Origin of the sequence: Pseudoalteromonas sp. S2893, from assembly GCF_005887105.1 — a bacterium.
Lineage (GTDB): Bacteria > Pseudomonadota > Gammaproteobacteria > Enterobacterales > Alteromonadaceae > Pseudoalteromonas > Pseudoalteromonas atlantica.
Genome location: NZ_PNCY01000019.1, coordinates 22,688 through 35,878 on the forward strand (window position 1 = coordinate 22,688; position 13,191 = coordinate 35,878).

A 13,191-nucleotide genomic window follows, 5' to 3' on the forward strand; every position below is an offset into this window, starting at 1 on the left:
GTTAATAGGTTTAACGTTTTTGTTTAAACAATTTATTAACTCTTTATTGCACCGAGTGCTATATAAATAGTGTACAAGCACTGGAGATTACATATGTCACAACTTACTCTAAATCAAAGACTCGCTACTTTGCAGCCGCAGGTAGATTTAAATTTGTTTGAAAGCAGCCTAGATTACCGCAATAAAATTTTGTGCCTTCTTGCTGAGCAAGAACAAACACTTGCTACTATTAATAAAGAATTTGGCCAGCAATCTAATAGCTTTGGTTCTGAAAAACGCTTTGTTCTTGGCTATAACTAGCCTTTAAAAAACACACACAATACAATATTTAAGTAGCCTTACGTTTATTTTTAAGGCTACTTTTACCTCCAAATCGCATTTTTAGTAGCTAATTTGCGTTTAAATCCCGCTTAATACCGATAAACTTTATTGTATAAACGCCAAAATTTGATAAGTTAACTGGGTTTTCGACTCGAAAAGCCTATTTCGGCTCATCTTTTTATGGAGTTATTATGCGTAAAACACTGATCGCCACTACTATTGCTAGTGCCCTAATCCTATCTGCTTGTTCATCTAACGAAACTCAGAACACAGCTAAAGAGAGCGCAGCACAAGTGCAAGATATGAACGCAAACAATGTATTATTCAAACCAAGCCCATTACAATACATGGCACCAGAGTTTGATAAGTTTGGTACAAAAGACTACGAAGCAGGCTTTGATGCAGGTATTGCTCAGCACACTGCGCAAGTTCAAGCTATTGCAAACAACCCAGAACCAGCAACATTTGAAAACACACTTGTTGAGATGGAAAAATCTGGTGAGTTGTTAAACCGCGTATCTGCTGCTTTTTACAACCTATCGGGTTTAATTTCAGATGACGAATACCAACGTATAAGCAAAAAAATGGCGCCGGTATTATCTGCTCACTCTGATGACATTTACCTAAATGGTGCGTTATTTAAGCGTGTACAAACTATTTACGACAATAAAGATGCGCTTAACGCTGAAGATCAACGCTTAGTTGATTTCTACTACAAGCAATTTGTAAAAGCCGGTGCTAAGTTAAGTGATGCTGAAAAAGCAAAAATGCGTGAAATAAATGCTCAGCTTGCAGAGCTATCTACTGCGTTCTCTCAAAACATTTTAAAATCGTTTAAAGAAGACGTTATTGTTGTTACAGACAAATCTAAACTTGCTGGCCTATCTGAAGGTGAAATTGCAGGCCTTGCAGCCGCAGCTAAAAAAGCAGGCAAAGACGGCTACATGATCACCTTGGTTAATACCACTCAGCAGCCTATCTTATCAAGCCTTGAAAACCGTGAACTACGCGAGCAAATTTTTAAAGCCTCTACAAACCGTGCTGCTAAAACTAACGGCCCTATCATTATTGAAGAAACTAACCTGCGTGCACAAAAAGCAGAGCTGTTAGGCTTTAAAGATTGGGCATCGTATGTAATGACTTCGCGTATGGCACAAACAACCGACAACGTATACGGCATTTTAGATGACCTTGCACCAAAAGCTGTTGAAAAAGCCAAAGCAGAAGCGGCCGCTATCCAAAAAGTAATTAACGATTCTGGCGAAAGCTTTGAGCTTAAGCCATGGGACTGGGCGTTTTACGCAGAAAAAGTACGTGCTGAAAAGTACGACCTAGATCCTGCGCTAGTTAAGCCATACTTTGAAATGAACTCTGTGATCCATGATGGGTTATTCTTCGCAATGAACAAGCTTTACGGTATCACCTTTAAAGAGCGTAAAGACTTACCTGTTTACCACGAAGATGTAACAGCGTACGAAGTATTTAACGCAGATGGCAGCGCTATTGGTTTATTTTACATGGACCCATACGCACGCGAAGGTAAGCGTGGCGGTGCATGGATGAGTGCATACGTAAGCCAAAGCGGCTTAAAAGGCACTAAACCGGTTATTTACAACGCACAAAACATTCCAAAACCAGCTGAAGGTGAGCCAACGCTAATGACCTTCGACGAAGTATCGACTATGTTCCATGAATTTGGTCATGCTGCGCACGGTTTATTCTCAAATGTTAAATACCCAAGCCTAGCGGGTACTGCTACAGCACGTGACTTTGTTGAATTTCCTTCACAGGCACACGAAGACTGGATGATTGAACCTACCGTACTTGCTAACTACGCTAAGCATTACAAAACGGGTGAGCCAATTCCACAAGCATTACTTGATAAAGTATTAGCATCGCAAAAATTCAACCAAGGCTTTGGTACTACTGAATACTTAGCAGCTGCTTTACTTGATATGGAATGGCACTCATTTGGTTCTGATAAAAAAATCAGTGATGTTCAAAAGTTTGAAAGCGATGCGCTAAAAGCACACGGTATTGATTACTACCCAGTGCCACCGCGTTATAAATCAAACTACTTTAGCCATACTTTTGCCGGTGGTTACTCAGCAGGTTACTACGCCTACCTATGGACTGAAGTATTTGCAGCCGATGCGTTTGCACATATGGAAAATAACGGTGGTCTAACCCGTGAAAACGGTGACAAGTTCCGTGAAGAAATCCTATCAAAAGGTAACAGCCGCGACTTAATGCAAAGCTACATTGAGTTTAGAGGCCAAAAACCAACGACAGACGCACTTCTTAAGCGCCGTGGTTTGGTTGATTAATAACCTCGTTTATTAATTTTAACCTTATAAAAGCCCGCTTGCGGGCTTTTATTGTTTATAACAGATAAACTAGCCACACTATAAATTATAAAAAACGACAATTATGGGCTATTTATTTGCAGTTACCCTACTTTGGGCTTTTTCATTTAGTTTAATTGGTGTGTACCTAGCAGGCCAAGTTGATGCGTGGTTTAGCGTATTAATACGAGTTGCATTAGCCACATTGGTTTTTTTACCCTTTTTAAAACCTAAACTTACCTCAAAACCACTCGCACTTAAGCTAATGCTGATAGGCGCTGTGCAACTGGGTGTTATGTACAGCTTTTACTATCACTCCTTTTTATTTTTAAGCGTACCCGAAGTGTTGCTCTTTACCGTTATGACGCCGCTTTATATAACGCTTTTAAACGATGCACTTAATAAGCATTTTAACCCTCGCTTTTTTGCGGTTGCGCTTATTGCCGTACTAGGCGCGGTAGCTATTCGCTGGGAAAGCCTCAATAGTCATTTCATCATCGGTTTATTACTGGTTCAGGGTGCCAATATTAGTTTTGCCACCGGACAAGTAACTTATAAACGTTTAATGGCCACTAATCAGCTGGATGACAAAACCGTATTTGGTTGGTTTTTTATTGGCGCATTAGTAGTGGCGAGTGCTTGCTACGCTTTATTTGGCAATACAAGCAAATTACCGAGTACACTTACCCAGTGGGGTATTTTAATATATTTAGGTATTGTAGCCTCGGGCCTTGGTTACTTTTTATGGAACAAAGGGGCAACAAAAGTAAATGTGGGAGCATTAGCCGTTATGAACAACGTGCTTATTCCTGCCGGTATTATTGTTAACGTGCTTATATGGAATAAAAATGCCGAAATTATGCGCTTAAGTATGGGGGGTGCAATTATGTTAGCGGCACTGGTAATTAATCAATTGGGGACAAATAAACAGAACGTCACATCCTTGTAGCTAATTTGTCATTGAACGCGATTAGGGTTGAATAAAATAACGTTAAGGAACAAACATGAAACATCTCACCCTAATAACAAGCTCAGTAATACTTGCACTACTGAGCGGCTGCGACGACGATGTCGAAGTTGTAGAAAAAGACGTAGTCGTTACCAATACCACCGTTGAGGTTGTTGAAGTACCGACGCCTGTAATTGTTGAAGTTGCAAAAGGCGAGGCGCCTGATATTCAATTAGGTACTCGTGCCGACTACCTAATTAACGATATGGCACAAAGCGATTTAAAAACAAAATTAGAATCGTGTACAGATGGGCCATTTTACCGTACAGATTTTTCTATTAGTCATCGTGGTGCGCCAATGCAATACCCTGAGCATACAAAGGAGTCTTATATAGCTGCGGCGCGTATGGGCGCAGGTATTGTTGAGTGCGATGTAACCTTTACCAGCGACAAAGAGCTCGTGTGTCGCCACTCTCAGTGCGATTTGCACACCACCACCAATATATTAGCCATTCCTGAACTTGCCGCTAAGTGCAGTGTGCCTTTTACTCCAGCTAACGCGGCCAGTGGCACGCCTGCCACCGCTAAATGCTGCACAAGCGATATCAGCCTGAGCGAATTTTTAACGCTTGAAGGTAAAATGGATGGCGCCAACACCCAAGCCACTACTGTTGGTGAATATATGCAGGGCACGCCCAGCTGGCGCACCGATTTATACGCCACAGGTGGAACATTAGTAACTCATAAACAAAGTATTGAGTTATTTAAAAGCCTGGGTGTAAAAATGACCCCAGAGCTAAAATCGCCGCAAGTTAGCATGCCTTTTGAGGGAATGACACAACAGCAATACGCGCAAAAAATGCTTGATGAATACACGCAATTGAACGTACCAAGCAGTGATGTGTACCCGCAATCGTTTAATCTTGATGATGTGAAATATTGGATAAATAACAACCCCGACTTTGCAAATCAAAGCGTATATTTAGATGGCCGTGACAGCGAAGCGGGCTTTGATCCAAGTAACCCTGCAACGTGGCAACCAAGTATGGAAGAGCTAGTAGCCGATGGCGTTAAAATATTAGCGCCCCCTATTTGGATGATGCTCACCATAGACAACGAAAGTAATATTGTCCCCTCACAATACGCCATTGACGCAAAAGCTGCAGGGCTTGAACTGATAGCATGGAGCCTTGAGCGCTCGGGGCCTCTTAACGAGGGCGGTGGCTACTACTATCAATCAATCGCCGATGTTATCGATAACGATGGCGACATGATGACGGTGGTTGATGTACTCGCGCAGGATGTTGGGGTTATGGGTATATTTTCGGATTGGCCCGCGACCGTAAGCTACTACGCAAGTTGTAATAAAATGCCTGCAAGCATTTAAAAAACCAGTATCAGTGGTCGTTTATTTTTTTGCGCTCAGTTACCATAACCTTATTAATTATTTAACTGAGCGCTTTTATGATAATCCAACACCATAATACCGACCTACCCACCCCAACAGGCTTAATGCGTACTACCGTTTACCGCCCACAAGCAGCTGGCCAATATCCAAGTATTATTTTTTACTCTGAAATTTTTCAGCAAACCGCGCCTATTGCGCGCAGCGCTGCTATTTTAGCAAGCCATGGTTTTGTTGTGTTAGTGCCTGAGGTATTTCATGAGCTAAACCCGATTGGTACTGTACTTGCGTACGATGACGCGGGTAAAGATAAAGGCAATGCCGATAAATGGCAAAAGCCACTTGAGCACCACGACAGCGACACACAAGCACTCATCGACTTTGTACAAAATCAAGATTACTGCACTGGCACAGTAGGCGCCATGGGTGTGTGCATTGGTGGGCATTTAGCTTACAGAGCCGCATTAAACCCACACATAAAAGCTGCATTTTGTTTATACGCCACCGATATTCATAGTGATACCTTAACTGCTAATACAGGTAACAATTCGTTTGAACGCATGGCTGATATTCAAGGTGAAATACACTTTATTTGGGGTAAGCAAGACCCACATGTACCGCAACAAGGCCGAAATAAAATTTATCAGCAATGTGTAGCCACGGGTATTAACTACCACTGGCAAGAAGTAAACGCACAGCATGCGTTTATGCGTGATGAGGGCGAGCGTTACGATGCCGCGCTTGCAATTACTATGTACCAGCAAGCGGTTGCATTATTTAATCGTACTTTATAATTAAGTGCGGCTTTACGTGCTTTTTAGCATGCCCAGTGCAGTATGCTGTTTAACAAAATATGCTTTTAAATAATCAATAAACAACCTGAGCTTTTTGGAGCCTGCCGCCCCAGGTGGAAACACGCCATAAAGCTCAATATCTTTTGTTTTATAATCATCGAGTATTATTTCTAACAGCCCTGCTTGCACTTTAGGCCACGCATCATACAACGGAATGCGCCCAAGCCCGTGCCCGGCCTCTACAAACGCGGTACGCGCTGCGGCATTATTGGTGCTTATGCCGCCTTGTAATATTACATCGTATTTTTTGCCCTCTTTGCTAAGGGTTAATGTTTTACTGCTAAGTTGGTACACCACCCATTTATGCAAGGCTAATTCAGCTGGCGTTTTAGGTTTGCCAAAGTGTTCAAAATACTCAGCTGAGCCACAAATACAGGTACTCATGGTTGTTAGTTTAGTGGCTTGTAAGTTTGAGTCACTTAAAGCGACCCCACGAATAGCAATATCAAAGCCGTTTCTTATTATATCAACCACATCATCGGTTAGTTGCAGGTCTATTTCAATTTTGGGGTATTGGCGTTTAAACGTATTAATTGCAGGCACAATTAGTTGCATGCCTACATTAACAGGGCAGCTAATTTTTAATACTCCTTGTGGCTCACTTTTAATGTTTTCTATTTGCTGATTAGCTGCGTTTGCTTGTTCTGTGATCACTCTACAGCGCTCATAATACGCAATGCCCGCCTCAGTTAGCGCCATAGTGCGGGTTGAGCGATTTAGCAGCGTAACTTCTAATTGCGTTTCTAATTTTTTAAGGTGATAACTTACCACCGCACGCGTTAACCCCAACTGCTTTGCAGCCGCGGTTAAACTGCCCTGCTCGACAATTTGCGCAAATACCACCATGCTTTTAAGTTGCTCAAACGACACTTTCATCACAAACCCACCAATGATTATTCAACTCAATAATTGTATCAATAATTAAACCAATAAAGTTAAATTTATCATCGTTGTTTAAATACTTTTAAGTGCATATAGTTATTACAACACCTTGGTTAACACCAAGCTTTAATTTACTCACTAATCGAAGGAATATTGTTATGGCTAAAAAAATACTTATGGTACTTACCTCACATTCAGAGCTTGGCAACACAGGCGAAAAAACAGGTTTTTGGGTAGAAGAATTTGCAGCACCTTACTATGCATTTGTTGATGCTGGTGCAGAGGTAACACTTGCATCCCCTGCGGGTGGCCAACCGCCAATTGACCCAACTAGCACGCTTTCTGACTTTGAAACCGATGCAACAAAGCGCTATGACAACGACAGCGCAGCACAAACACTTATGGCAAACACCAAAAAGTTAAGTGAAGTAAACGCCAGCGACTTTGACGCGGTATTTTACCCAGGCGGCCACGGTCCACTTTGGGATTTAGTAGATAACAGCGATTCAATCTCACTTATTGAAAAGTTTGTAGAAGAGCAAAAGCCAGTAGCGGCTGTTTGCCACGCAAGTGCCGCTTTTTTAAATGTTAAAGATGCACAAGGCAATGCGCTGGTAGCTGGTAAAAAAGTAACAGGCTTTACTAACTCAGAAGAAGCTGCCGTGCAATTAACAGACGTAGTGCCATTTTTAGTTGAAGATGAACTAATCAAAAAAGGCGGCGATTATCAAAAAACCGACGACTGGGGCGTATTAGCGCTCGAAGATGGTTTAGTGATTACAGGCCAAAACCCGGCAAGTTCAGAGCTTGCTGCGAAAAAACTATTAACTAAACTAGGTTAAAATAACCCCTGTGCGCGGCGCATAACGCCGCGCTTATTAAATCGCTTTTAATAGCGAAAACATACTCCTATACTGGTACAAAACAATCCTACTAAAGCGTTTATATGCCAACTACCCCATCATCATCTTCACTGATAACCAGTACGCGATTTGCAATATTTAGCGTAGTTTTTATATGCCTAATACTACAAGTGATCAATAGTTTACCTGGCATTACGCTTAATGGTTTAGGTATTTACCCTCGCAGCGTTCAAGGGTTAATCGGCATTTTATGCGCCCCATTTTTACATGGCAGCTGGTGGCACTTTGCTAGCAACATGTTGCCTTTTGCTGTACTTAGCTGGCTAATTTGCCAATACAGTGTAAAACGCTTTTATACCGTGTTTATATTTACTGCGTTAATTGGCGGGCTATTAGTGTGGGCCTTTGGTCGAAGTAGTTTTCATGTTGGATTAAGCGGCGTTATTTATGGTTTATGGGGATTTATACTGTGCTATGGCGTGGTTAGGCGCTCATTTAAGTCTATTGTTATTGCCCTAGTAGTGGCAGTGCTTTACAGCGGATTTATTTGGGGCGTGCTACCACAACGCTTTCATGTCTCGTTCGAGAGTCACCTTTTTGGAGCATTAAGTGGGTTCTTTTTAGGGTATAAACTTGCCAAAGCAGATAAATTAAAAGCACGATAATTTTTTCATTGCCTTTAATTAATTTTTTACGCCCCCAGCTTGTTATCTATGAGTATATAAATTAATTACATTTTTAAATTGAGGTTATTTATGAGTAATGAACACGAATACACGCCGCCTAAAGTTTGGACGTGGGACAGCGAAAGTGGTGGTAAATTTGCTAATATTAACCGCCCTATTGCCGGCGCCACTCATGACAAAACCTTAGACATTGGCAAGCATGCGTTTCAACTTTATTCATTAGCCACGCCTAATGGCCAAAAAGCGACCATTATGTTTGAAGAGTTATTAGAGCTTGGCCTAACCGATGCCGACTACGATGCCTATTTAATTAACATTGGCGAAGGCGACCAATTTGGCTCAGACTTTGTTGATATTAATCCAAACTCTAAAATTCCTGCGCTAATGGATCACTCTACCACGCCACCAACACGCATTTTTGAGTCGGGTTCAATTTTACAATACTTGGCAGAAAAATTTGATGTGCTAATCCCAAAAGATTTTAAAGCCAAGACCGAGTGCCGTAATTGGCTATTTTGGCAAATGGGTTCAGCGCCTTATTTAGGTGGCGGATTTGGTCATTTTTATAGCTACGCACCAACAAAAATGCAATACCCAATAGACCGTTTTACTATGGAAACTAAACGCCAGCTCGATGTATTAAATCGCCACTTAAGTGAAAACGAATACATGGCGGGTAGCGAATACTCTATTGCCGACATTGCCATTTGGCCTTGGTATGGCTCGTTGATGCTTGGAAAATTATACGACGCCGCTGAGTTTTTAGATGTTGCCTCTTACACTCATGTAATGCGCTGGGCAGAGCAAATAGCAAAGCGCCCCGCTGTTAAACGTGGTCAACGTGTTAATCGCACCTGGGGCCCTGAAGAAGAGCAACTTAGCGAACGACATAACGCCAGCGACTTTTAATCTAACAGCCCATAACAAGACATTGTGTTATGGGCATTTTTTTATTTAAAATCTGCATTTCCCTGTCATTAAACTATATTTATTATTGTGTTTTTATAAAATCTAACCTGCTTTACCCGCATTACTTTTCATAAGGCTTTAATGAGTGCAATATAAAAATTTAAATAGTGATGAACGCAGAGAAGCCGTAAAACTTTTATATTCTAATGCTTTATCTGGCATTGGTGTTTCGGCGTTAGTTAGCTTTGTACTTGTATTTGCATTTGACCTAACGGATGAGAGAACAAATCAAGAAAAAATAATTTGGCTTTTTTTCATGCTGGTTGTTTTAGCAGCAAGGCTAATGGATGTTATTTACTTTAACTACACCAAAGGAGTTAACCAGCCTTTTAATGCAAATAGCTTTTTAAAACGCTTTTCGGTGGGGTGTATAGCGACCGCGATTTCGTGGTCATGTTACGCACTGTGGTTTCATAAAAGCTCATCCACCGTTGAAATTACCACCACAATAGCTATTTTGTCGGCATTTGCTGGAGGCTCAGCCAATTTGCTCTCGGGTAGTCGCTTTACCTCGGTGTGTTACAGCATTATTTTATTAATGCCTTACTCTATAGTACTAACCTTATCTGATGACTATTACCACTATGTATTAGGTTTTTTAGGCATTACTTTTTCGGCAATTATGGTCGCCTCTTCTTATAAGTCGGCCACGTTTACCCAAAAGGCCATAAAATTACGAAATCAAAACCGCGAACTACTTAACGAAATGGAAAGTAAAGTAGAAACACGCACAGAAGAAATTTACCGTTTATCAAATACTGACCCGCTAACAAGCTTGTTAAACCGCACCGCTTTTTTAAAAGTGGCAAATAAACAACTGGCAGATCACCCCGAGGAAAAACTCGCTTTACTTTTTGTAGACCTAGATGGCTTTAAGCAAATTAATGACTCTATGGGTCATAAAGTTGGCGACCAAGTACTTAAAGAAATAGCCGAGCGACTCACTAACGTTTGCACCCGCCACTTATACAAATGCCGCTGGGGCGGAGATGAATTTTTAATTTTAACAACCTATGAAGATGAACAAGACTTATTTGATTTTGCCAAAAAGGTTATTAAAAGCATTCGTGCCGAGCATGAACGATACAAATACCAAAGCTGGGTATCTGCCACTATTGGCATAGCGTTATTTCCTGAGCATGAGGGTAATTTAAGCGCGTTAATTCGTTCAGCAGATTTAGCAATGTACCATCAAAAACGTATTGCCAAAGGCTGCGTAAATATCTACAACAATGACTTAAAGCGCCAACAAGAACGCGAACAATTGCTCAGCAAGCGCTTGGCAAGTGCAATAAAAGACAACGGCTTGCGGTTAGTGTTTCAGCCTATTGTGGATAGCCAAACAGCGAAGGTGACCTCGTTTGAGTCACTTTTACGCTGGCAATTAAATGACGAAGCGATATTTCCTGATGAATTTATTGCCATTGCCGAGCAATACAACCTCATAACCGAACTTGGCTTATGGGTTATTGAGCAAGCGTGTGTGCAAGCTTGCACGTTTAAAAACGTACACCCCCCTATTGCTGTGAGCGTTAATGTATCTGTAATACAACTTCAAGACCCTGATTTTGTCACTAAGGTTGTAAATATCGTTGATCAATACGGCGTAAAGCCAGAAAACCTGCACCTTGAAATCACTGAATCTGTGTTTGCTGAGGATAAGCTCACCTTTTTAGCAGCAGTAAAAGAGCTGCAAAAACAAGGATTTTGTATTTCTATTGACGATTTTGGTACTGGGTACTCATCCTTGTCGAGCATGTTAGATATTGGTGTAGACATAGTAAAAATAGATAAAAGTTTCATTCAAAATATGGATAAGCGAGGCTTAAGTATAATTCATGCGATTGTGCAAATGGCCTCAACACTTGATTTTATAGTAGTCGCTGAAGGTGTAGAAACCCTAGAGCAAGCCAACATGTTAAAAGAAATTGGCGTGTCTCACCTACAAGGTTATTACTTTTCTAAACCTATGGAACAACACTTTGTAGATTCGTACCTCAAAGAGCAAAACAAATTGTGTAGCTAGCAGTATGAAAAAACTCACTAAAGATCAAGTCTATAAACGCCTTAACAACGATGAAGACGCACGCGCCTGTAAAGACATAAACGAAGATGACTGCAAAGAAGTGGCCGGTAACTTTATTCTTTTATTAACAAGTCAGCTTTTTAGTAAATTTGCCGATGCCCTCCTCAACCCTAAAGTCACTCTGCCTTGGTTAATGCAAAGCTTAAACGTACCAAGCGCGTTTATAGCGTGGCTGGTGCCTATAAGAGAATCGGGCTCTTTATTACCACAATTAGCGATAGCCAATATTATCCGTAAACTCTCAGTAAGAAAGTGGGTATGGGTTTATGGTGCATTTGCCCAAGCGGTATGTATTGGCGCTATGGTTGGTGTTTCATTTGTGCTAGAAGGCGCTCAGGCTGGCTATGCAATTTTAGCCCTGCTGGTGCTCTTTAGCCTCGCCCGCGGGTTTAACTCTATTGCCGCTAAAGATGTATTAGGTAAAGTTATTCCTAAAAAAAAGCGGGGCAATATAAGTGGCCTGGCGGCAAGTATTGCCGGCTTTGCAACACTCACTTTTGGTTTAATGATGTGGTTTTTTTCGGGGCAAAAAGAGCAAAATACGGTATTAATTGCGCTGTGTTTAGGCGCCGTTTTGTGGGTTGTTGCTGCACTTTTTTATAGCCGCATAAACGAATACAAAGGGGCGACACAAGGCGGTAAAAATGGCTTTTTAAATGCGCTAAGTAAATTAAAGCTGCTTTATCAAGATAAACAATTTGCACACTTTGTAATTACCCGCGCCTTTTTACTTTGCTCAGCCCTAAGCGCGCCTTTTTATATTATTTTAGCAAGCTCTCAGCAGTTTGAATTTTCATTATTGGCAGTATTTTTAGCCGTGTCTGGCTTAGCAAGTTTAATTTCTGGGCCAATATGGGGAAGACTCAGCGACTTTTCTAGCCAAAAGGTGCTTGTGATCAGTGCGTTACTTGTCACCATAAACGGCGTGAGCGTGTTTGTAATAGCCACATGGTATAGCCAGCTGTTTGAATATGCTTGGGTAATACCTGGTTTTTATTTTTTGCTATGCATTGCTCATCAAGGCGTGCGGCTCGGGCGTAAAACCTATTTAGTGGATATGGCACAAGGCAATAAACGCACTGATTACGTGTCGGTTAGTAATACTGTAATTGGCATTTTGCTTTTAATGTTAGGCAGTATAGGGCTTTTAGAAGCATTTTTATCAACCGCACAGCTTATTCTGCTGTATAGCCTGCTCGGTTTGTTAGGTGCTATTAGCGCGATTTTTTTGCCTCAAGCGGAGTAATACCAATGCGCAATAATACGTAATCAATTAAGCGAATTGGTATATTAAAAAAAGCCCAACAAAATAATTGCCGGGCTTTGGACTTAAGACCTAAGGATAAACAGTCAGCTTTACCTCAAGTTATAACACCTAAGCAGTTACATTTAGCAGTGAATCACCTTCACTTAAACCAAATTTTTCTTGTACCGATGAAAGAATTGATTCTTTATCTTCATCAGATAGTTGGCTTGAATACTCAGTTAATAACTCATCTAAGTAGCTAACCACTTCGTCAGTATCAACAGATTCTAGCGAGTTTTGCGGCGGCGGTGGCGGGCGCTGCCCTTCAGGGCGTCCTGCATCGCCAATACTTTTAGCGTCAAAATCAAGTTCGCTCATTAAATCAGCTAACTCTTTTGTAGGTGAGATCCCCTGCTCTTCAAAAGCGGCTTGAATACTTTGCGCATCTTCCGTACTTAGGTTTTGTGCATCAAATTCTGCAAGTGTTTCTTTAACAAACTCAGTTTGCTCTGAAGTTAAAGCGCTTACTTGGCTAGATTGTTGAGTCATAAAACTCGCTGAGCTACCAATACTGTTGATCATATT

12 protein-coding genes are annotated in these 13,191 nt (G+C 41.3%); 10 read left to right on the top strand and 2 right to left on the bottom strand.

Features of this window, described 5'->3' with window-relative positions; genetic code table 11:
* Positions 1-93: 93 nt before the first annotated feature.
* The 5 genes from CWC04_RS11725 to CWC04_RS11745 all read left to right on the top strand — a co-directional run bounded on the left by CWC04_RS11725 (position 94) and on the right by CWC04_RS11745 (position 5,814).
* Positions 94-300 carry a hypothetical protein gene (locus tag CWC04_RS11725; RefSeq protein ID WP_004587392.1) on the top strand — a complete coding sequence of 69 codons (207 nt, stop codon included), beginning with the start codon at positions 94-96 and terminating at the stop codon, positions 298-300.
* A 212-nt stretch (positions 301-512) separates the two neighbouring features.
* Positions 513-2,648, top strand: a complete 2,136-nt coding sequence (locus tag CWC04_RS11730) for a M3 family metallopeptidase (protein ID WP_096042068.1) — start codon at positions 513-515, stop codon at positions 2,646-2,648.
* A 103-nt stretch (positions 2,649-2,751) separates the two neighbouring features.
* A complete protein-coding gene (locus tag CWC04_RS11735) occupies positions 2,752-3,615 on the top strand; it encodes a carboxylate/amino acid/amine transporter (protein ID WP_138685506.1) in 864 nt (287 codons plus the stop codon).
* Between the two features lie 55 nt (positions 3,616-3,670).
* Positions 3,671-5,002, top strand: a complete 1,332-nt coding sequence (locus CWC04_RS11740; RefSeq protein WP_138685507.1) for a glycerophosphodiester phosphodiesterase family protein — start codon at positions 3,671-3,673, stop codon at positions 5,000-5,002.
* Between the two features lie 77 nt (positions 5,003-5,079).
* On the top strand, positions 5,080-5,814 hold the full coding sequence (locus CWC04_RS11745; protein WP_138685508.1) for a dienelactone hydrolase family protein: 735 nt from the start codon (positions 5,080-5,082) through the stop codon (positions 5,812-5,814).
* Between the two features lie 12 nt (positions 5,815-5,826).
* Here the strand turns inward: CWC04_RS11745 and CWC04_RS11750 are convergent, their stop codons facing one another.
* Positions 5,827-6,750 (bottom strand): LysR family transcriptional regulator, encoded by a 924-nt coding sequence (locus CWC04_RS11750; protein ID WP_138685524.1) that lies wholly within the window; start codon positions 6,748-6,750, stop codon positions 5,827-5,829.
* A gap of 164 nt (positions 6,751-6,914) precedes the next feature.
* Between CWC04_RS11750 and CWC04_RS11755 the strand changes: the two genes are divergently transcribed.
* The 5 genes from CWC04_RS11755 to CWC04_RS11775 all read left to right on the top strand — a co-directional run bounded on the left by CWC04_RS11755 (position 6,915) and on the right by CWC04_RS11775 (position 12,606).
* Positions 6,915-7,598, top strand: a complete 684-nt coding sequence (locus CWC04_RS11755; protein WP_126006292.1) for a type 1 glutamine amidotransferase domain-containing protein — start codon at positions 6,915-6,917, stop codon at positions 7,596-7,598.
* 104 nt (positions 7,599-7,702) lie between these two features.
* Positions 7,703-8,284, top strand: a complete 582-nt coding sequence (locus CWC04_RS11760) for a rhomboid family intramembrane serine protease (protein ID WP_024034245.1) — start codon at positions 7,703-7,705, stop codon at positions 8,282-8,284.
* A gap of 90 nt (positions 8,285-8,374) precedes the next feature.
* The gene (gene yghU, locus CWC04_RS11765; protein WP_126006290.1) at positions 8,375-9,214 is read left to right on the top strand and encodes a glutathione-dependent disulfide-bond oxidoreductase; all 840 of its coding nucleotides are present in this window, start codon (positions 8,375-8,377) and stop codon (positions 9,212-9,214) included.
* 145 nt (positions 9,215-9,359) lie between these two features.
* Positions 9,360-11,300, top strand: a complete 1,941-nt coding sequence (locus CWC04_RS11770; protein ID WP_126006288.1) for a putative bifunctional diguanylate cyclase/phosphodiesterase — start codon at positions 9,360-9,362, stop codon at positions 11,298-11,300.
* 4 nt (positions 11,301-11,304) lie between these two features.
* Positions 11,305-12,606, top strand: a complete 1,302-nt coding sequence (locus CWC04_RS11775; RefSeq protein ID WP_138685509.1) for an MFS transporter — start codon at positions 11,305-11,307, stop codon at positions 12,604-12,606.
* 129 nt (positions 12,607-12,735) lie between these two features.
* On the opposite strand, the gene CWC04_RS11780 is transcribed toward CWC04_RS11775, so the two are convergent.
* Positions 12,736-13,188 carry a hypothetical protein gene (locus tag CWC04_RS11780; RefSeq protein WP_004587402.1) on the bottom strand — a complete coding sequence of 151 codons (453 nt, stop codon included), beginning with the start codon at positions 13,186-13,188 and terminating at the stop codon, positions 12,736-12,738.
* Positions 13,189-13,191: the final 3 nt, after the last annotated feature.

Excerpts from the sequence above, each read along its gene's own strand:
- CWC04_RS11725 (WP_004587392.1), top strand. The coding sequence starts at position 94 with ATGTCACAACTTACTCTAAATCAAAGACTCGCTACTTTGCAGCCGCAG.
- CWC04_RS11730 (WP_096042068.1), top strand. The coding sequence starts at position 513 with ATGCGTAAAACACTGATCGCCACTACTATTGCTAGTGCCCTAATCCTA.
- CWC04_RS11735 (WP_138685506.1), top strand. The coding sequence starts at position 2,752 with ATGGGCTATTTATTTGCAGTTACCCTACTTTGGGCTTTTTCATTTAGT.
- CWC04_RS11740 (WP_138685507.1), top strand. The coding sequence starts at position 3,671 with ATGAAACATCTCACCCTAATAACAAGCTCAGTAATACTTGCACTACTG.
- CWC04_RS11745 (WP_138685508.1), top strand. The coding sequence starts at position 5,080 with ATGATAATCCAACACCATAATACCGACCTACCCACCCCAACAGGCTTA.
- CWC04_RS11750 (WP_138685524.1), bottom strand. The coding sequence starts at position 6,750 with ATGAAAGTGTCGTTTGAGCAACTTAAAAGCATGGTGGTATTTGCGCAA.
- CWC04_RS11755 (WP_126006292.1), top strand. The coding sequence starts at position 6,915 with ATGGCTAAAAAAATACTTATGGTACTTACCTCACATTCAGAGCTTGGC.
- CWC04_RS11760 (WP_024034245.1), top strand. The coding sequence starts at position 7,703 with ATGCCAACTACCCCATCATCATCTTCACTGATAACCAGTACGCGATTT.
- yghU (WP_126006290.1), top strand. The coding sequence starts at position 8,375 with ATGAGTAATGAACACGAATACACGCCGCCTAAAGTTTGGACGTGGGAC.
- CWC04_RS11775 (WP_138685509.1), top strand. The coding sequence starts at position 11,305 with ATGAAAAAACTCACTAAAGATCAAGTCTATAAACGCCTTAACAACGAT.
- CWC04_RS11780 (WP_004587402.1), bottom strand. The coding sequence starts at position 13,188 with ATGATCAACAGTATTGGTAGCTCAGCGAGTTTTATGACTCAACAATCT.